Genomic DNA, 18,329 nt, shown 5'->3' with positions numbered 1-18,329 from the left:
CCTGGTCCGATCCGGCCGGCGTCTCGGTGATCAGGGCGTTGTCAGTACGGCCCGGTCAGCGTGGCTGGGCCGGACAACGACGAATCGATGCAGTGGATGAGCACCTGCTCGCCCCTGGCTCGCGGTTACCGGATGGAGGATCCGATGGAGATGCCGCCGTCCACGTCGAGGACGATGCCGGTGATGTAGCCGGCGGCTTCGCTGGCGAGGAAGGCCGCGGCTTCGGCGATGTCCTCGGGCCTGCCGGTGTGGCGCATCGGGACTTTGCTGGTGAGCTTGTCGCGTGCGGGACCGTTCATGGAGGCGAGCATCGGAGTGTCGATGAGGCCGGGGGCGATGGCGTTGGCGGTGATGCCGTGGCGGGCGCCCTCCAGCGCGAGGGTGCGGGTCATGCCGACGATGCCGGCCTTGGCGGCCACGTAGTTGGTCTGGCCGAAGTTCCCGCGCCATGACATGGAGGAGAAGCTGACGATACGTCCGTACCCCTGGCGTTTCATGGGGCCGAACGCGGCGCGGGCGCAGTGGAAGCCGCCGGTGAGGCTGACGCCGATGACCGCGTGCCAGTCGTCGTCGGTGATGTCCTCGACGCGGTTGTCGCGGATGATGCCGGCGTTGTTGACCAGCACGTCGAGGCGGCCGAGTTCGGCAGTGATGCCGGCGATCCAGGCGTTGACCTGGGCGGAGTCGGTCACGTCCACCACGTCGGCGCGAAGTTTCACGTCGTGGGCGTCGGTGAGGGTCCTGGCGGCGTAGGTGAGTGCCTGTTCGTTGACGTCGGCCAGCGCGACGGTGGCGCCCTCGGCGGCGAAGCGGGTCGCCATGGCGAGGCCGAGACCTTGTGCGGCGCCGGTGATGGCGACGACGCGTCCGTGGTAGCGGTTCACGTGGTGTCTGCTTTCGTGGTGTGGGGAGTGAGGAAGGCCCGCAAGGCGTCGGCGACGGAGCTTGCCGTCCAGTTGTCGGCGAAGGTGGCAAGTTCCTCGCGCAGGGCCTGCTCGGGGGCGATGCCGTCGATGCGGTGCAGCAGCGTCTTGAGCCGTTGCTGGGCGGGGCTGTTGCGGTCGGCCAGTTGGTGGCAGACGCGGGTGGCGGTGTCGTGGAGGTCGGCCTCGGGCACGATCGCGTGGATCCAGCCGGTGTGCGCGAAGGAGGTCGCGGGCAGTAGTTCGCCGGTGAGCAGGAGCCAGCGTGACAGTCCGCGTCCGACCGCACCGGGCAGCCGCACGCTGGACCCGCCGGCCGGTACCAGCCGCTGTTTGACGTGGCCGTCGCCGATGAGGGTGCTGTCGGCGGCGACGACGACATCGCAGGCCAGGGCGAGTTCTAGGCCGCCGGCGACGGCGTGACCGTGCAGGACCGCGACCCATGGTTTCGGGCTGGCCGCGATGCGGCTGAAGCAGGCCGACACGTCGGTCAGGAAGTCGACCGGGTTGTCGCCACGGTCGTGCAGCTGGAGGAACTGGTGGAAGTCCCCGCCGGCACAGAAACTGGGCCCCCTGCCTGCCACGGCGATGACCGCTGTGCCGGGGTCGGCCTCGGCGCTGGTGATCTGCTTGTCCAGGGCCTCGATGAGGGTGATGTCGAGGGCGTTGCGCCGCTCGGGGCGGTTGAGCAGCAGCCATCGGACGGGTCCGCGTTGTTCGACGAGCAAGGGCTCGGTGTCGGTGTCGGTGTCGGTGTCGGTGTCGGTCACGGTGTCTCTCGGGTGGTGAGTTCGGTGCGTCGGCGTTTGCGCAGCAGGTAGCGCTGGGTCTTGCCGCTGGGTGTCTTGGGCAGGGCGTCGATGAAGTGGATCGTGCGGGGGTAGGCGTGGGCGGCGTAGCGGGTCTTGACCAGGAGTTGGAGTTCGGTGGCCAGTTCCGGTGAGCCGTCGTGGCCGTCGCGCAGGACGACGTACGCCTCGATGACCTCGCCGCGGACGTCGTCGGGTGCGCCGATGACACTGCACTCGGCGATGGCGGGGTGCTGGGCGAGGACGCTCTCGATCTCGAACGGCCCGATCCGGTAGCCGGCCATGATGATGACGTCGTCGTCGCGGGAGGAGAAGAAGAAGTCCCCGTCGGCGTCGACGCGCCCGGCGTCGCCCGTGAGGTAATAGCGGCCGTCGGCGGTGAATTTCGCGCCAGCCTGCCCGGGGATCTGGTAGCCGCCAAAGGTCATCAGCGGGCTGGCGGCGACGTCGATCGCGACCCGGCCGAGCACGCCTGGTCCGGCGGGTTCGTCCTTCTCGTCGGCCAGGACGGTCAGGCTCCAGCCGGGTACCGGCCGGCCCATCGATCCGGCCTTGAGGGGGCGGGCGAGTTCAGGATGGTGGTGGTTGGCGAGCGGCATGCCGACCTCGGTCTGGCCGAAGTGGTCGTGCACTGCCAGGCCGAGCGCGGCGCCGGCCCACTCGTTGACCTCGGGAGTCAGGGGCTCCCCCGCGCTGGACGCCCGCTCCAGGCGCAGCTTCTGCGGCACGGGCACCGGCGAGGAGCGCAGTCCCCGGTACACGGTCGGGGCGGCGGCGAAGTCGGTGACCTGGTGGTCGATCAGGGTGCGCCAGGTCGTCTCCAGGGAGAACCCGCCGGCCAGCAGCAGGCTGGGGATGCCTGCGGCCATCGGGGCGACGATCGCGGCGTACAGCCCGTAGGCCCAGCCGGGGTCCGCGGCGCACCAGTAGCTGCTGTCCCGGGTGACGCCGAGGCCGTACTCCAGGTAGATCTGCCATCCGGCGATGTAGGAGACGGGGTGGATGACGCCCTTGGGCTTGCCTGTGGTGCCGGAGGTGAACATGTGCACCAGCGGTCCGTCCCCGCTCGTGGGGATGGCGGGCACCGGCTCCGGTGACGCGGCCGCGACGAGCTCGGCCAGCGACGCGTCACCACCGGACGAGGCGGTTCCGGCGACGACGATGCGGCGCTGAGGGTCGTCCGGCATGTCGGGGCCCGGGCCGAGTTTGTGGCGCTGGTCCGGGTCGACGACCACGACGTGCGCACCCGAGCCTTCCAGGCGCAGGGCAATGGCCTGGGGCGCGAACGCGGTGAACAGCGGGACGTAGACCGCGCCGAGCCGCCAGATCGCCAGGATGACGGTGATCAGGTCGGTGCTCTTGCCCATCAGGGTCGCCACCCTGTCCCCCGGACCGACCCCAAGCTCCTGCAGCGCCCGCGCACAGCGGTGCGAGTGGGCTGCGAGCTCTCCGAAGGTCAGCGTGGAAGCCTTGCCGGTGCCGTCGGCGACGGCGAACGCGACGCGGTCGGCGGGGTGCCGGTCGCACAGCAGCCAGGCCGCGTTGAGGGAAGGGGCCGCGAAGGTCGCGGTCAGTTCGGCGACCCGGTCGGCGGCGCTCACTGCTGGTCCTTGCGGTCGATGATCGGCAGGATCAGACGGCTGGGGTGGTTCGGTCCGTGATGGATATGGTTGACGGCGGGGATCATCTGCTCCTCGCTCTCCCGGGCGATGACGCCGCCGGTGTTGGTGTTGCGGTCGTAGCGGGGGAAGTTGCTGCTGGAGACGTCCACGCGGATGCGGTGACCGGGCAGGAACACGTTGGAGGTGGCGGTCATGTCGATGGTGATCTCGTAGACCGTGCCGGGCTCCATCAGTTCTTCCGTGGCGAGACCGTTGCGGTAGCGGGCGCGCAGGATGCCGTCGCACAGGTTGATCGCCTTGCCGTCGGGGAAGACGTCGACGAGCTTGGCGGTGAAGTCGGTGTCCACCGCCGAGGAGGAGACGAACAGGGTCAGGCTGACCGGACCGGTGACCTCGACAGGCTCCTCCAGCACGGGGCCGGCGAAGCACAGGACGTCTTCGCGGCCGGCGACGGTCCGCTGGTCGACCGGGCCGCAGAGTTCCAGTGTCACCGGCATGGATGCCCCGCCGGCTGTGGGGACCGGGCGGCGCGGGTCGTAGAGGTAGGTGTCGTGCCCGGCGCCGGTAGGCGGTTCGGTCGTCAACGTGCCGTCGCCGCCGGCTGTGTTGGCGTGGCCGGTGCTGCTGAGGTGGTAGTCGGTCCACTGCGTGTCGGGCAGCGGCCACTCCTGCTCGTCGCGCCACTGGTCGATGCCCATCACGAAGATCTTCACCGGTGCCACGTCGTCCAGAGCGGTGGTGTCGCCGCGCAGCCAGCGGTCGAAGAACTTCACGTGCAGGCCGGTCAGGCCCAGCATCTGGGCACTGGCCAGCGGGCCGAAGGAGCGGTCGGGATAGACGCCGGTCGATGACATGTGATCCCACGGACCGATGATCAGCCGCTGCCCCTCACGTGCCTGCGCACTGCCCGCCTGCCTGCGGGCAGTCGTGTAGGTGCGCACGGTCTGCCCGATGTACAGGTCGTACCAGCCACCGATGTTGAGCGCCGGGGCCGTGACGTTCTTGAGCTCGGGCGTGAGCTCCATGGCGTCCCAGTACCCGTCGTGGGACGGGTGGGCCATCCAGTCGTCCCACCACTTCCCGTACTCCTCCAGGACCGGAACCTCACCCGTCGGCAGCACCTCGTTCAGCGGCTCCGGGAACAGGAACGCCTGACCGAGCTGCTGCAGCTGCGACACGGAGCCCTCGCCGGCCGCCAGGGACCGCTGCGCGTCGGCCGCGTACATCATGGCGTTCCACACCGTGACCAGGCTCAGTGACAGCGCACCGCCCGCGGAGAACCAGGGCGCCTCATAGTTGTCGATCGAGGTGAAGGCCGGCGCGATCGCCTTGAGCGCGGGAGTACCGGTCACGGCGGTCTCCCACTGGACCATCCCCAGGTAGGACGCCCCGTACATGCCCACCGCGCCGTCCGACCACGGCTGGTCAGTGATCCAGGCGACGGTGTCCTCACCGTCGGCCCGGTCGGCCATATGAGGAACGAACTCGCCCTCCGAGCGGTGGGTGCCCCGGCAGTCCTGCACCACCACGGCGTAACCGGCCTCCAGCAAAGCGGGGAGATTGGGCAGGATTCCCCCCAAAGTGATGCCCATCACGTCCTTGCCGTACGGCATGCGCACGAGCAGCGTCGGCCCTTGCCCCTCGGTCGGATGCCACACGTTGGCGGCCAGGGCCACGCCGTCACGCATCGGAACCCGGGCATCTATGTCGTATACGTGCTGCATCGGCGCTCCTCGTTGAGCTGACGGTGTTGCTGCGGTGCGGGTACGTTAAGAGGTACTCTCGTACCCTGTCAATTACCAAGATGCTTCGTGACTGACCACCGGTGCGGGTTCCTCCGCCCGGCACCGGCGGCAGATCGCCCAACGACGGGAACCGCCCGGCGGAACCCGGGGGGAAGTTGTGACGGTGGGTGGCAACACGCCAGGTCGAGACATCAGCGGTGGCTGCTGGACCCTTCGTCGTAGGCATGGGAGTTCTCCAGCACCGGGTCTCGGTGTGCCTGCTTTGGTGACTGCACGGATGGCCGCGCAGTCGCCCGCCGGCAGTAGCCGGACGAGAGGCGCTGAAAAAGGGTGACGACCCACCAGACCGTTTGCATCTCAGTGCGCCGTCGGCCACATTCACGCAGGTCAGACATAGTTTCCGCAGGGTGACTGCCTGAAAGCCCAGGACACCCGGCCAGCGCAGACACTTCAAGTGGACCGACTGGTCGCAGTAGTCTGCCCTGCGAAAAGCGCCGACCAAGAGAGCATGTGCGGTTTGGCATCAGCGCAAAAAGTCCTGACCCGTATTCATGCAGGTCAGGACTTGATCCGGAGTGGTCCTCGTGCAGTGCAGTGCCACGCCATCGAGTGGGCCAGGCCGTTGGTCGTGAGCATGCCGAGCCAGTCAGGCGATGTGGGGCATCACGGACAGCATGGCGGCGAACTTGCGCACCAGGTCATGCGCTTCCAAGGTGCGCCCGGGCGGGCAGTGACGTCGCTGTCAGCACGGGATATCAGTTGCTTCGCGTGGAGCCACGACAGTGCTGCGTACTGGTTGCCGGCGGGGTCAGATGACGCGGTCGGCCACCCGTACCCGCTCGGCTGCCTGGAGCGCGGTTCGCAGCTCGGCAGCGGGAACGGGGCGGCCAGGCGCTGTGAAAATCTGCGTATCGGGCGTGGAGGGATCGGCAAGGTAGAGGCGGGTGTAGGCGGTGGCATCGGGTTCGAAGCGCCAACTCTGCGCGAGCGAGCCGGTGTCGATGGTGTCGAATCCCAGTCGGTTGATCAGCGTCGCCGCGTCGGTTTTCGCGCCGGCGTCGTCACCGGCGATCGGCAGTGCGGTGCGGTCGGCGGCCCCCGGGTTCTCCGAGGGGCGGGCCAGCTGGGGGATGTGGTGAGCCAGGATGCTGTTGAACGCCTTGACCAGCCGGGCTCCCTCGAAGTGCCGGTGGACCAGCTCACTGGTGGTGACCTTGTCATCGTCGAGCTCGGCGATCCGGCCGTCGCGGGAAGGGTAGTAGTTGCTGGTGTCCAGCACTGTCTTGCCCGCGAGCAGTGCGGCCGGGACGGCGGTGTGCGCAGTGAGCGGTACAGACAGCAGGACGAGGTCACCAGCCTGGGCCGCCTGCTCGACCGTGCCGGCCGTGGCCAGCGGGCCCAGCTCGGCGATGAGGCCGGCGAGGCTCTGCGGGCCTCGGGAGTTGGACACCACGACGGGGATGCCTGCCGCGACCGCGAGGCGCGCGACGGCGGCGCCGATGTTTCCGCTTCCGATGATGCCGAGGGTGGTCATGTCTACTCCTGCTTTGGATTGAGGGAGGGGGGCCATGTCGTGCAGTGGTCACGGCGGCGCCGGCACCGATACCGCTCCGGAACCGGCCTTTACCGGCGCGCAGACCGGACCTGAAGACCCGGCCGGCGTGCCGGCCGGCCGTCGAACCGGAACACGGGGACCTGTCCAGCGAGGGCGGCGAACTCATCCGAAGTGGCGGGCCGCAGCATGGACAGGCGCAACCGTGAGTCCTCAGTCCGCCTGGAGGAAGGGGTAATCGGTGTAGCCCTCTGCGCCCGGTACGTAGAACAGTTCCGGCCGCGGCTCGTTCTCGGGATGCCCGTTCCGCCAGCGCTCGACCAGGTCGGGGTTGGCGATGAGAGCCCGGCCCACGACCACGGCGTCGGCGTGCTCGGCCTCGATCCGCTGTATCGCGTCCTCGCGGGTGGTCTGCCCTCCGAGGAAGCCGCTGTTGACAAGCAGCTTGCCATCGAAGCGCTGCCGCAGCTCCTGGACCAGCTCGCCGCCCGGCTCGGTGTGCAGGACGGAGAGGTAGGCCAGGTGCAGCGGGCGCAGTTGGTCCACCAGGGTGCCGTAGGTGGCCAGGACGTCATCCCGGTCGGTCTCGAAGACGTCCGCGAGGCTGATCTCCGGCGAGATCCGCAGCCCGACCCGCTCGACACCGACGGCCTCGGCGACCGCCGTGACCACCTCGACGACGAAGCGAGCCCGGTTCTGCGGCGAGCCGCCGTATTCATCGGTGCGCTGGTTGGCCGCCGGGGAGAGGAACTGGTGGAGCAGGTAGCCGTTGGCGCCATGGATCTCCACGCCGTCCGCTCCCGCCTCGATGGCCCGGCGGGCCGCGGCGACGAAGTTCTCCAGGGCTGCCCGGGTCTCTGCAGTGGTCATGGCTTCCGGTACGGGGAAGGGCTGCTCGCCCTTCTCTGTGAACGTCTTGCCGTCTATGGCGATCGCGCTGGGGGCGAGAACGCGACGGCCGCCGTTGACGTCGGGGTGTGCGGCGCGGCCGGCGTGCATGATCTGCAGGACGATGCGGCCGCCCTGGGCGTGCACCGCCTCGAACACCCGCTGCCAGCCGGCCGCCTGCTCGTCGGTGGCGATGCCCGGCGCGCCGACCCATCCCTGCGACGCGTGGTCGGGGTAGGTGCCCTCGGTGATGATCATTCCGACGCTCGCCCGCTGCCGGTAGTACTCGACCATCAGGTTCCCGGGGATGCCGGTGGAACCGGCCCGGACCCGGGTCAGCGGTGCCATGACGATGCGGTTGGCGAGCTCGATCTTCCCGAGGGTGACCGGGGAGAAGAGTGACGGAACAGAGGAAATTTCTGAGGTGTTGACGGGCATGGGTGTCCTTCTGCAATGCGGTGGAGAACGGGGGGAAGGCCATTCCGGTCCTTCACTGTAGCCCATGTACGCATCAACGCGAACATGAGTTACGGTGAAGGAACAGGCCCGGCCGGAAGAAGGCAGCCCGGCGTGCCCTTCCTCCTCCCCCTCCCCGCAAGGAGAACCACGGCATGACCACTGTCGCCGCGTACGCAGCCCCTGCCGCCAAGGCTCCGTTGGAGCGCACCACCATCGAACGTCGCGCGGTCCGGGAGCACGACGTACTGATCGACATCAAGTTCACCGGTGTCTGTCACACCGACGTCAGCCAGGCCCGCGAGGGCTGGGGCAAGGCCATCTTCCCGATGGTCCCGGGCCACGAGATCGCAGGCGTCGTCTCCGAGGTCGGCCCCGGCGTCACCAAGTACAAGGTCGGCGACCGCGTGGGCGTCGGCTGCCTGGTCGACTCCTGCCGCGAGTGCGACAACTGCAAGGCCGGCCTTGAACAGATGTGCACCAACGGCGGTATGACCCCCACGTACGGCGCCATCGGCCGTGACGGCGAAGTCACCTACGGCGGCTACGCGCAGAAGGTCGTCGTCGACGAGAACTACGTCGTGCGCATCCCCGACGGCCTCTCCCTCGACGTGGCCGCGCCGCTGCTGTGCGCCGGCATCACCATGTACTCCCCGCTGAAGCAGTGGGGTGTGGGCCCCGGCAAGAAGGTCGCCATCCTCGGCCTGGGCGGTCTCGGCCACATGGGCGTCAAGATCGCACACGCGATGGGCGCGGAGGTCACCGTCCTGTCGCAGTCTCTGCACAAGAAGGACGACGGCCTGCGCCTGGGCGCCGACCACTACTACGCCACCGGCGACCCAGCCACCTTCCAGGAACTGGCGGGCAGCTTCGACCGCATCTTCTCCACCGTCTCGGCGCCGCTGAACTTCGACGCCTACCTCAGCCTGCTCAAGATGCCCGGTGCGCTGGTGAACGTCGGTGTCCCCGAGGAGCCGATCTCCCTCAACCTCTTCTCCCTCATCTACGGCAACAAGACCCTCGCCGGTTCAGCGATGGGCGGCATCGCCGAGACCCAGGAAATGCTCGACTTCTGTGCCGAGCACGGCCTCGGCGCAGAGATCGAACTCATCGCAGCGTCCGAGATCAACGAGGCGTTCACGCGAATGGAAGCCAGCGACGTGCGCTACCGGTTCGTGATCGACAACGCGACCATCTGAGACCCACCGCACCCGCCGCACCCGCCGCACCCGCTTTGACATGTGACTTACCTCAAGAACGGAGCACACCCCATGACCGCAACAAAGGCGAACGAGTCCAGGACGCGCCAGAGCGAACCCGCTGCGGAGGTCGTCGGCCGCCTTCGCGCGACGTTCAACACCGGCGTCACCCGCGGACTGGACTGGCGCGTCAACCAGCTGCAGCGGCTGCGGGCGATGCTGGTCGAAAACGAGAAGGAGCTGCTCGAAGCGCTCTGGGCGGATCTGAGGAAGAACACCACCGAGGCGAAGATGGCGGAGATCGACCTCACCGTCGGTCACATCGACGAGACGCTGGCGAGCCTCGAGAACTGGCTTCAGCCCCGCCCGGTGGAGGTTCCTGCCCTCTTCGGTCCCACGACAACGGCTCACACCAAGTACGACCCGCTCGGGGTCGTCCTGGTGATCGGCACGTGGAACTTCCCGGTGCATCTCCTCATCGATCCCATCATCGGCGCACTGGCCGCCGGAAACACCGTGGTGGCCAAGCCGAGCGAGATCTCGGTGCGCACCTCGGCGGTGCTTTCCCGCCTCCTGCGCCAGTACTTCGACGCCGACGTCCTCACCGTGGTCGAGGGAGGCGCCGAGGAGACCACGGCCCTCCTGGCCCAACGCTTCGACCACATCTTCTACACCGGCAACGGCACGGTCGGCCGGATCATCATGGCCGCAGCGGCCAAGAACCTCACCCCCGTCACGCTTGAACTCGGGGGCAAGTGTCCGATCTTCGTGGCGCCCGACGCCGACGTGGACGAGGCTGCGAAGCGGCTGGTCGGAGGCAAGTTCTTCAACGCGGGACAGGCGTGCGGAGCAGTGGACTACGTTCTGGCTGATTCGGCCACCGCTGCCGCGCTGATTCCCGCCCTCCGCACGGCGCTCGAAGCCCAGTTCGGCTCCACACCGCAGACCGCACCCGACTACGGCCGGATCGTCAACCAGCGGCATTTCGACCGGCTCACCCGTCTGCTGGACTCCGGCCAGGTGGCGGTGGGAGGCCAGCACGACCGTGACGACCTGTACATCGCACCGACGGTCCTCACCGACGTCGACCCCGCATCACCGGTCATGAAGGAGGAGATCTTCGGTCCGATCCTCCCCATCATCGAAGTCGCCGACCTCGACGCCGCCATCGACTTCATCAACGAACGCGACAAGCCGCTCGCGCTCTACGCCCTCACCAGGTCCGAGGCCACCAAGTCACGCCTGGTGAACGAGACGTCCTCCGGCGGCCTCGCCTCGGGGCAGCCGGGGACGCACGTGCTCCTGCCTGGCCTGCCTTTCGGGGGCGTCGGCGAAAGCGGCATGGGCCACTACCACGGCCTGTACTCCCTCGAGGCGTTCAGCCACATCAAGGCTGTCGTGGACGTGCCGCTCAGCTAGCGAGGCGCCGCAGGTCCACCGAGCGGCTCCCCGCAGGGCTGAAGATCACTCCACGGGTGGAGGCGGGCACCGGCCGTCCCGTCGGGCAAGGCCCGCTCGGCGGGCGCCGCGCGGTGCTGCGCGGGCCCGGCGCGGCCGAGGAGCGTGAGGGCCGCCTCGGGCCCCAAGTCCCGGCGGGCCGCGGCGACTTCTTCGAGGTCCCAGACCGCCTGGCCGACCACGGTGCGGCGGTTACCGCTGCGCTCGATGGTGCCACGCACCAGCAGCAGCCCGGAATGGAAGGTCTTCTGCGCGCGCTCCGCGTGGTTGTCCTCGAAGAGGGCCAAGTCGATCATGCCCGAGCCGTCCTCCAGCGTCACGGAGATCACGCGCTTGCCGGACGGGATCGGCGGGGTATGGGGGGGGGCAGCGCGCACACCGGTGACGAAGGCCGGCTGACCAGCGTGCAGCGACTGCAGATGCTTGGCGTCGCTGGAACGCCTTCACTGCGCGCCTCGGTCCCTCACGAAGCCGTGGAGAGCTGCGGGCAACACAGCTGGACTTGACACAGAATCGACGCGGTAGATCTCGGTGATCTTGCCGTCAATCACGCGGACGATGTCGGTGCCCTTGATGTCGACCGGGTTGCCGCTGGCGGGGAACCCGAAGGCGTCTCCCGTGTGGGTCCCGGTCACCCGCCAATGCAGGACCACCCAGCCGTCGGCAAGCTCCTGCTGGAACAGGATCCGGTGCTGCGTGCCGGTGAATCCGTCACGGACCGTGGCGATCAGCGCTCGCATGCCGTCGATGCCCGAGGCGGCGTCACCAGCGGGGTTGTGGTCGATCACATCCGGGGCGAACACCTCGTCCGCCCCGGCGCCGTCGCCGGTGCCGTACAGCTCAAGATATCTCGCTTGAGGTGTTGGCCGTGCTGATCGCAGCCATGAGGTCCTCCATGGTCTGTGGTGCGGGCTGCACCGGCTACAGTTCCGCAGCCGAACCAGTTACTTCAATTGAACCAATGGAGCGAGCGCGAGTGATCCGGAACACTCTCCTACCGAGGTGCCCGATCGCCTGGTTCCTGACCACGCCGGGCCAGCCCGGGCGACGCCGATCGTGCGGGAACTGAACTGCTGATCGGTCCGAAAACGCTTCACCGAACTGCGGGCTGCACCACCGGCCGGCAGCTCGCAGCCTGCTCACCGAGGGCCGTGCGCGGTTATTCAAATCGTCGCGCAGCGGATACCGAGCCGCCGTTCGATCTCCCGTTTACGACTTGTGCTTACAACTTGCCCGTCCTGAAATCTGCGCTGCTCTTGAGGACGGCGGAGTCCATGTTCCAGTTCTCTGGCTGGACCCTCTCCCAGAGGCTTCCCTTACCGAGTTCCCTTCCCAACTGGTCTTCGCGACGGAACCACTCCTCAGCGCTTCTGATCCTGTTGGGGTGGATTTCGTCGAGCAGGGCGTAGTCCCTGGCGATGATTCCATGCTTCCAGACGTTCCAGAAGCCCGTGAAATTGTCGCGGAAGCTCATGGTGCTCTTGTCGTTGGGATCGGCGTTGTATCCGGCAGGGTGATCAGCGATCCCCTCCAGATCCGGACTGTTCCAGTAGGTTTCCAGATCGGTGTCGATGTACTGCGCCGGATGTCCGGTGACCTTCTCGAATGCTGCAGCCATTTCGGTGTAGGTCATGTGCTCGATGGCGACTTCGAGGTCCATGCCGTTGGCCCGTTCCGGATGGTCGAAGAGCCAGCGGACATAGAATCCGCAGTCTTCGAGAGCCACATGCGGAACGGCGCCCTCGCCGAGCGGGACTCGCCACGTGACAACACCGTCCTCGATGGCGGGTTGCATGGGTGTGAGCGGCGAGATCACCATCTCGATGTAGGGACCCGACGTAAAGACCGCTGCCCCCATCCGGTCCCTGTTCTTTTCGTTCTGGAACAGTACCCATTCGGCCATGCGACCCTTGCCGTCATAGTGGCCGGTGCGGAACCTGGAGTCGTAGCCTGATTTCTTGAGGGCGTAGTCGAGGTTTCCGTAGACGAAGAACTTGATTCCTTCTTCGATCGCTATCTCGTAACTGCGGAAGGCCCAGTAGGTCTCGGTCTTCTCACCGGTGTTGAACCCGTCGATGTTGATGAACGCCCCGTCACAGCCGCGAAATCCTTCGCGCAGCACGTCCTCGTCGGCGAATGACCCTTCGAGGATGGAGACGTTGCCGAGCGCGAGGAGAGCCTGGGCCCGGGCGGAGGTGGCGTCCCGTGTGAGGACCCGGACGGAGTACTTCTTGTCGGCGACGAGAGCACGAACGATGGGCATCCCTTGAGCCCCCGTGCCGCCTACCACGAAGATGGTCGAGGTGGCATGAGTAGACATGATCTTTGACTCCGAGGTTGAGTATGGACGCGCTCGGCGCACGCTGTTGCCGGCGCGTTCGGGGCTGATTCCTACAACAACTTGGCGATCAACGGCACCGGCTGGCTGACGCCGCGCGGGCGTGGGCCATGGAACAGCGGAAACCAATCGGTTTCCAGCACGGTACACCGATCGGTTTCTAGCGGCAAGCGCCCGTATCCAGATCTTGGCCATCGACTGGTGCGGAGGCGCCTGTGCGCCCGCAGAAAGGACGCACCGCGGACTACCAGGAGGCCAGGGCCAGTTCAAGGATGAGGAAGTTGGGGATCGTGAAGTCGGGTTGGAGACTGACCGAAAGGGCGATCGGGCCGAGCCGCATCCGGTGGACCCGGGGGCGAGCACGTCGCCTTCGACACGGCCGACCATGCCATCGGGCCTGACGCAGAGCCCGCGCTCCCCCGTCACCTGCCTCACTAACACGCCGCTTGCGAAGGAGCTGTACGACCTGCGGCATTCGGCGCTGTCCGATGGTATGGCCCAGTTCCGCGTCATGTTCCGGGTCAATGACCGGAGGGGCCCGTCGACCGCGCGCTCCATTCAGGCCGTCGCGGTCACGCGACCGCGTTCAGCAGGTCGGCCACCACCTCCGGGTTCTCCAGTGCGATGAAGTGGTCTGCTCCCGGCACCTGCGTGAAGTCGGCGGCGGGCAGCAGCTGCTTGTTGGCTTCCCGGTCCGAAGGCCGCGACCAGTCGTTCTCCCCGTAGACGAGATGGACGGGGGCCTTGACCTCGGGGTAGCGCGAGCGGGCCGCGATGAGGCTGGGCATGTTCCGGTACAGAGCGCGGGCAACGGCCGGGAAGCCGGGACGCCTGCCTGACTGGAGGAGTTCGCCCAGGTAGTCCTCCCGGAAAGCGGCCTTGTCACCCACGCCGCCCTGCAGGATTCTGCGAAGAATGGGCTTGGGCTCCTGGCTGGCGATCACGGGACCCACCCCCGGAGCGATGATCCCGCCGACCACCACACGGGCGAGGAGACCGGAGCGGGCGATTCCATCGCGGTAGTCGTACGGGTTCACCGCGACGACGCGCCGTACCCGCTCCGGGAGATCGGCCGCGGTGGTCAGGGCGAGCACCCCGCCCAACGACTCCCCGACCAACGTCACGTCGTGGAGGTCGAGTTCGGTGAGGAGCCGTTCGACGCCCGCGCGCAGCGCCGGCTCTTCGTACGACGCACCGGGCACGATCTCCGAATAGCCCATCCCCGGCAGATCGAGGGCGTACACGGTGTACTGATCCGCGATCAGCGGCACGAGGAAACGGAAATGCTCGGCCTGCGTGCGCAGAGTGTGCAGCAGGACCAGGGGAGCACCGGTGCCCGCTTTGAGGTAGCGCAGGGTGCCCTCGCGGCTGCGGCTTCCTGCGCGCGGGGCGACGGTGTGGCTGGTGGTCCGCGGAATGTGAATCGTGGGACGTGACTCCTGGTCGGGCATATCGCCGTTTCCTTCTGGGTGAACTGCGCATGGGTGATGCGGATACGGTCGGACAGGCGGGGGTGGCGCGCGGTCACACCCTCACTGTGGTCCGCGGCCTACTTGGCCAGCTGGGTGTACAGGTCGGCCAGGTCGCCGGCGAGGCCTGCCTTGACCTGCCGCGAGATGTCGTCGGCGAGCACCTCGTACGCTCCCGTCTCGACGCCGTCGAGGGCGAGTGCGGCGACGTCACGGGGGTCGGACTTGGGGGCGTCGACGCCGGCCGCCAGGTCGGTGTCGACGTAGCCGACGTGCAGTCCGGTGACGGTGATGCCGCGTGGCTCAAGCTCCAGGCGCAGGGGGTTGCTCTGTGACCACAGGGCGGCCTTGGAGGCGCTGTAGGAGCCGCCGAGCGCCAGCCAGGACAGCACGGAGTGCACGTTGAGGAGGTGGCCGCCGCCGTTGCGCTCGATGACCGGCACGAAGGCCCGGGTGAGCAGCAGCGGGCCGTAGAAGTTGGTCTCGAACTCGCGGCGCACGTCGTCGACCGGAGAGTCCAGGAAGGACGCGCCGACCGCGGCACCCGCGTTGTTGATCAGCACGGTGACATCGTCCGCCTGCGCGGCGGCCGCCGCCACGGAGGCCGGGTCGGTGACCTCCAGTGCCACCGGGACCGCGTACGGGTGCGTCACGCTGCGCGGGTCGCGGGCCGTGGCGTACACCTTGCCGGCCCCACGCGCATAGAGCTCCTCCACCAGGGCCTTGCCTATCCCGCGGCTGCCACCGGTGACGAAGACGTTCGCGCCCTTGAGTGCAGTCATGACGTGCTCCAAAGTGGAAAGAGACGGGAAACTGATCGGTTTCCAATACAGTAAACCGATCGGTTTCATGACGCAAGTCAAAGCAGGAACTGCTCCCCGGGCGCCCCCACCGGCCGGACTCGGGTAGATGTGCGATCACGTTCGGCCGCTGCAGGGTCAGACGGTCAACCGGTGAGCAGTGCGCCTTGGGGCGCGGGACCTTCGCAGCGTCGGCGGGGCGGCGGCGAAGGCGTGGCGGAGTGCTGCCCTGAAGCACGACAACCCGGCTTCACGGCAGCCGACGCCCCGTGACGCCGGGACGATGACCCTTTGGTTCGCACTCCTTGAGGCGACAAGGGGCTGCACCACACCCCCTGCCGAGAAGACGCCCGGGAGGATCGCGACCCCCACATGGAAGGGTGCGGCCACACCGGTAAACCGATCGGTTTTCATTCTCGGAAATCCAAGGTAGCCTCGCATCATGACCACACAGGCGAAGCCGACGCCGCGAGAGCGGCTGCTGCAGGCGGCGTCCACGCTCGCCTACCGCGAGGGCCTCGGTGTAGGCGTCGAGGCCTTGTGCAAAGCGGCTGGGGTGTCCAAGCGGTCGATGTACCAGCTATTCAAGAGCAAAGATGACCTGCCGGCGGCGAGCCTGGAGCGACGAGCCGCTTACTACGCTGTCCGTCTCCTGCCTGAGGCGGGCGACCGGCGTTCCGCCCGGGAGCGGATCCTGCACGTCTTCGAGCAGCTGGAGTCGCAGGCGGGAGCGCCCGAATTCAAGGGCTGTGCGTACCTGGCTGTGCAGATCGAGGTGAACGATCACAGCCACCCCGCCAGCCGGGTGGCCCACCGGGTCAAGGGGAACCTGACGGCCTTTTTTCAAGCCGAGGCCGAACAGGGTGGGGCGAGCGATCCGGAACTGCTGGCCCGGCAGCTGATGGTGGTCTTCGACGGCGCCGGCGCTCGTGCGGGGATCGGCGCCGACAGACTGACGGGGCTCGTCGCTCCCACTGTGGCCACCCTGCTCGATGCCGCAGACTTGCGCTGACGCATCGCCATCACCCCAGCACCTCATCCGCGTGGTCTCCATCGCACCAGGCCTCTTCGACACCCCGCTCATGGCAGGACTGCCCCAGGAGGCCCGTGACTCCCTCGGGCGGCAGGTCCCTCACCCACCCCACGCGCCTCGCCGATCCGGCCGAGTTCGCCGCCCTGGCGCGACACATCGTCGAGAACCCCATGCTCAACAGCGAGGTCATCCGCCTCGACGGCGCCATCCGCACGGCACCGCGCTGACCGACGAGACGGGCACGGGGCGCCGTCGAGGCGGATGCTTCGCAGCCGGGCCGTGAAGACGTTTTCCCCGGCCTGCCTCGAATGATGCAGAGCGCAAAGGCCGTGCGGCAGCCGGTTCGGTGGGCCTTGCCGCTGGCCTGCCCGCGGACTCTGACCAAGCCGGCCTCTGCCGCTCGCGCCTACAACCAGCCGATCTCGACGCGCCCCGAAACGCTCCTGATGCAGATGCGGGGATACGCGATCGTGACGGCCGCCGAGGCGCAGGGCGATGACCTGATCGGTGAACTCGTCCGGGCCGGCTGGATGAGGATCTGGGAGGCCGTGCGCCTGTCGCTCGGCGCCGATAGCGAAGAGATCGCGAGCTTCTTCGCCTGCGGCATGCTCGGCAACGCCCTTGCGGCCATTTGCTTCCCCTGAGCACCGGACAGTAAGGGAGCGTTCCGGAAACGCGACGCGTCAGCGCATGCCTGCCGTGTCGAGCAGGGTGGTCACTGTGGGCGCGATGAGCCCCGGCAGTTCGTCGGCACCGATTCCCGCGCGGGCGCTGGCGCCGTCGAAGACCAGGATCAGCTGCCGGGCCAGCAGGTCGGGATCACTCGCGCCACCCTTCTCGGCCTCGGCACGGAGGAAACCTGTCAGGTTCGCCTTGATCCGGTGGGCCACCCGGCTCGCGGGGTGGCTCTGATCCTTGAGTTCAACCTGGACAGCCAGGTACCGGCAGCCTCGGAACTCGGGCGCACCCGACTGCGACTCCAATTGCTCGAAGACATACAGGATCCGCTCGCGGGGTGAACGGCCGTCGTCCGCCGGGGGCAGGAGCCCGGCCACGAAGGCGGCGGCGCGTTCCTCCAGGCTTGCTGCCAGCAGTTCATCCTTGCTCTCGAACAGCTGGTACATGGAGCGCTTCGACACTCCGGCTGCCTTGCACAGGGCGTCGATGCCGATGCCGACACCATCTCGGTAGGTGAGCGTGGCCGCTGCCTCCAGCAGCCGCTCTCTGGTACTTGGCTTCACTACGGTGGTCATACTGCGAGGTTAACTCGATGTGGACGAAATGGAAACCGATCGGTTTTTTTTGCCGCTTTGCCAGGGCTACCGTGGCACCGCCCACGGCGAGCGGGCATGTCAGTACGGTTCCGCTACGCCGGGGCTGCGCTCTTCTCGGGCTTGGCCTCGGCGGGGTCGCGTCGCGGCCCCTGGCGGCCGGGACCAGCCCGTCACTCCCGAAGCCGAAGAGTGTGGCCGCGACGAGGCCGACGACCATCCTCACCCAGCCCCGGTCCAGGCCCGCGCCACCTGGGCGCCATTGCAGAGGATCGAGCGAACTCCGCCGGTGATCCGCCGCAGCGGCTCGGACTCCGTGAGGAAGCGCAGCAGACGGGCAGCAACTTGAGCGAGTGATGGCACCGACCGCCGGACAGCGCATCGCGACACAGAACGACGTGACCACCAACATGCCGGGGCTTGCCGAACACGGCAAGGAGGTCAGCGACCGATCCCGGAGACCGCGATGGCGCACGCCGAGTACGGCAGCAGCAGAACGCAAGAGGCAGCCACCCTATGAGGCCAACCGCACCCGGCATGACCAGCGTGCCCATCAGCTGCGTAAATTCACACATCGTGGATCCGAGGCCGTGTTGACGGACGGTGCCCGCTAGCTGCGATGATCAGATTCCTCAAGACGGATCACGGGGGCAGAGGTGGGGCCATCTCGGAGACGCCCCGTCCTCCTTCGCCGATCTGCGCCTGGAGGGCACCAGTCACCGCAGGCAACAAGACATTTCCCACTGCCACTCGTTGTGATCAACTA

At 67.7% G+C, this 18,329-nt stretch carries 15 protein-coding genes and 2 pseudogenes; 5 read left to right on the top strand and 12 right to left on the bottom strand.

The window, feature by feature from the left end; genetic code table 11:
* Positions 1-125 precede the first annotated feature (125 nt).
* The 6 genes from ACFWBB_RS18285 to ACFWBB_RS18260 all read right to left on the bottom strand — a co-directional run bounded on the left by ACFWBB_RS18285 (position 126) and on the right by ACFWBB_RS18260 (position 7,977).
* Positions 126-884, bottom strand: coding sequence for an SDR family oxidoreductase (locus ACFWBB_RS18285; protein WP_385272867.1), 759 nt, complete (start codon positions 882-884; stop codon positions 126-128).
* Positions 881-1,693 carry an enoyl-CoA hydratase/isomerase family protein gene (locus ACFWBB_RS18280; protein ID WP_385272864.1) on the bottom strand — a complete coding sequence of 271 codons (813 nt, stop codon included), beginning with the start codon at positions 1,691-1,693 and terminating at the stop codon, positions 881-883. Before ACFWBB_RS18280 ends, ACFWBB_RS18285 begins: the two co-directional genes overlap by 4 nt.
* Positions 1,690-3,333 carry an AMP-binding protein gene (locus tag ACFWBB_RS18275; RefSeq protein WP_385272861.1) on the bottom strand — a complete coding sequence of 548 codons (1,644 nt, stop codon included), beginning with the start codon at positions 3,331-3,333 and terminating at the stop codon, positions 1,690-1,692. The genes ACFWBB_RS18280 and ACFWBB_RS18275 overlap by 4 nt, the downstream gene beginning before the upstream one ends.
* Complete coding sequence (locus ACFWBB_RS18270) at positions 3,330-5,078, bottom strand: CocE/NonD family hydrolase (RefSeq protein WP_385272858.1); 1,749 nt, start codon at positions 5,076-5,078, stop codon at positions 3,330-3,332. The genes ACFWBB_RS18275 and ACFWBB_RS18270 overlap by 4 nt, the downstream gene beginning before the upstream one ends.
* A gap of 829 nt (positions 5,079-5,907) precedes the next feature.
* Positions 5,908-6,633: an NADPH-dependent F420 reductase gene (locus ACFWBB_RS18265; RefSeq protein WP_385272855.1), complete on the bottom strand. Its 726-nt coding sequence runs from the start codon at positions 6,631-6,633 to the stop codon at positions 5,908-5,910.
* A gap of 231 nt (positions 6,634-6,864) precedes the next feature.
* A complete protein-coding gene (locus ACFWBB_RS18260) occupies positions 6,865-7,977 on the bottom strand; it encodes an alkene reductase (protein WP_385272852.1) in 1,113 nt (370 codons plus the stop codon).
* Positions 7,978-8,150: 173 nt separating this feature from the next.
* Here ACFWBB_RS18260 and ACFWBB_RS18255 point away from each other — a divergent pair, with 173 nt between their 5' ends.
* Positions 8,151-9,194, top strand: a complete 1,044-nt coding sequence (locus tag ACFWBB_RS18255; RefSeq protein ID WP_385272849.1) for an NAD(P)-dependent alcohol dehydrogenase — start codon at positions 8,151-8,153, stop codon at positions 9,192-9,194.
* A gap of 72 nt (positions 9,195-9,266) precedes the next feature.
* On the top strand, positions 9,267-10,613 hold the full coding sequence (locus ACFWBB_RS18250) for an aldehyde dehydrogenase family protein (RefSeq protein ID WP_385272846.1): 1,347 nt from the start codon (positions 9,267-9,269) through the stop codon (positions 10,611-10,613).
* Here the strand turns inward: ACFWBB_RS18250 and ACFWBB_RS18245 are convergent.
* From ACFWBB_RS18245 to ACFWBB_RS18225, 5 genes and pseudogenes are all read right to left on the bottom strand, one after another.
* A pseudogene (locus ACFWBB_RS18245) lies at positions 10,606-11,089 on the bottom strand (DNA polymerase III subunit alpha); the annotation flags it as partial. The gene ACFWBB_RS18250 and the pseudogene ACFWBB_RS18245 sit on opposite strands and share 8 nt — an antisense overlap.
* A gap of 6 nt (positions 11,090-11,095) precedes the next feature.
* Positions 11,096-11,533: an ester cyclase gene (locus tag ACFWBB_RS18240; protein ID WP_385272988.1), complete on the bottom strand. Its 438-nt coding sequence runs from the start codon at positions 11,531-11,533 to the stop codon at positions 11,096-11,098.
* Positions 11,534-11,874: 341 nt separating this feature from the next.
* Positions 11,875-12,972 carry an NmrA family NAD(P)-binding protein gene (locus tag ACFWBB_RS18235; protein ID WP_385272843.1) on the bottom strand — a complete coding sequence of 366 codons (1,098 nt, stop codon included), beginning with the start codon at positions 12,970-12,972 and terminating at the stop codon, positions 11,875-11,877.
* A gap of 590 nt (positions 12,973-13,562) precedes the next feature.
* The gene (locus tag ACFWBB_RS18230) at positions 13,563-14,441 is read right to left on the bottom strand and encodes an alpha/beta fold hydrolase (RefSeq protein WP_385272840.1); all 879 of its coding nucleotides are present in this window, start codon (positions 14,439-14,441) and stop codon (positions 13,563-13,565) included.
* 98 nt (positions 14,442-14,539) lie between these two features.
* Positions 14,540-15,241 (bottom strand): SDR family oxidoreductase, encoded by a 702-nt coding sequence (locus tag ACFWBB_RS18225; protein ID WP_385272837.1) that lies wholly within the window; start codon positions 15,239-15,241, stop codon positions 14,540-14,542.
* Positions 15,242-15,701: 460 nt separating this feature from the next.
* Between ACFWBB_RS18225 and ACFWBB_RS18220 the strand changes: the two genes are divergently transcribed.
* The 3 genes and pseudogenes from ACFWBB_RS18220 to ACFWBB_RS18210 all read left to right on the top strand — a co-directional run bounded on the left by ACFWBB_RS18220 (position 15,702) and on the right by ACFWBB_RS18210 (position 16,936).
* The gene (locus ACFWBB_RS18220; RefSeq protein ID WP_385272834.1) at positions 15,702-16,271 is read left to right on the top strand and encodes a TetR/AcrR family transcriptional regulator; all 570 of its coding nucleotides are present in this window, start codon (positions 15,702-15,704) and stop codon (positions 16,269-16,271) included.
* A 22-nt stretch (positions 16,272-16,293) separates the two neighbouring features.
* Positions 16,294-16,519 (top strand): annotated as a pseudogene (locus tag ACFWBB_RS18215) (3-hydroxyacyl-CoA dehydrogenase); the annotation flags it as partial.
* Between the two features lie 81 nt (positions 16,520-16,600).
* A complete protein-coding gene (locus ACFWBB_RS18210; RefSeq protein ID WP_385272831.1) occupies positions 16,601-16,936 on the top strand; it encodes a hypothetical protein in 336 nt (111 codons plus the stop codon).
* Between the two features lie 39 nt (positions 16,937-16,975).
* Here ACFWBB_RS18210 and ACFWBB_RS18205 read toward each other — a convergent pair whose 3' ends face one another.
* A complete protein-coding gene (locus ACFWBB_RS18205) occupies positions 16,976-17,545 on the bottom strand; it encodes a TetR/AcrR family transcriptional regulator (RefSeq protein WP_385272828.1) in 570 nt (189 codons plus the stop codon).
* Positions 17,546-18,329 lie beyond the last annotated feature (784 nt).

The organism is Streptomyces sp. NPDC060000 (assembly GCF_042737375.1).
Lineage (GTDB): Bacteria > Actinomycetota > Actinomycetes > Streptomycetales > Streptomycetaceae > Streptomyces.
The sequence above is the reverse complement of the archived record's forward strand: the minus strand, read 5'-3'. Positions and strand labels throughout refer to the sequence as shown.

What these genes read in the sequence shown, in the direction of transcription:
- ACFWBB_RS18220 (WP_385272834.1), top strand. Translation starts at nt 15,702, where the DNA reads ATGACCACACAGGCGAAGCCGACGCCGCGAGAGCGGCTGCTGCAGGCG.
- ACFWBB_RS18270 (WP_385272858.1), bottom strand. Translation starts at nt 5,078, where the DNA reads ATGCAGCACGTATACGACATAGATGCCCGGGTTCCGATGCGTGACGGC.
- ACFWBB_RS18225 (WP_385272837.1), bottom strand. Translation starts at nt 15,241, where the DNA reads ATGACTGCACTCAAGGGCGCGAACGTCTTCGTCACCGGTGGCAGCCGC.
- ACFWBB_RS18205 (WP_385272828.1), bottom strand. Translation starts at nt 17,545, where the DNA reads ATGACCACCGTAGTGAAGCCAAGTACCAGAGAGCGGCTGCTGGAGGCA.
- ACFWBB_RS18265 (WP_385272855.1), bottom strand. Translation starts at nt 6,633, where the DNA reads ATGACCACCCTCGGCATCATCGGAAGCGGAAACATCGGCGCCGCCGTC.
- ACFWBB_RS18210 (WP_385272831.1), top strand. Translation starts at nt 16,601, where the DNA reads ATGATGCAGAGCGCAAAGGCCGTGCGGCAGCCGGTTCGGTGGGCCTTG.
- ACFWBB_RS18235 (WP_385272843.1), bottom strand. Translation starts at nt 12,972, where the DNA reads ATGTCTACTCATGCCACCTCGACCATCTTCGTGGTAGGCGGCACGGGG.
- ACFWBB_RS18255 (WP_385272849.1), top strand. Translation starts at nt 8,151, where the DNA reads ATGACCACTGTCGCCGCGTACGCAGCCCCTGCCGCCAAGGCTCCGTTG.
- ACFWBB_RS18260 (WP_385272852.1), bottom strand. Translation starts at nt 7,977, where the DNA reads ATGCCCGTCAACACCTCAGAAATTTCCTCTGTTCCGTCACTCTTCTCC.
- ACFWBB_RS18250 (WP_385272846.1), top strand. Translation starts at nt 9,267, where the DNA reads ATGACCGCAACAAAGGCGAACGAGTCCAGGACGCGCCAGAGCGAACCC.
- ACFWBB_RS18230 (WP_385272840.1), bottom strand. Translation starts at nt 14,441, where the DNA reads ATGCCCGACCAGGAGTCACGTCCCACGATTCACATTCCGCGGACCACC.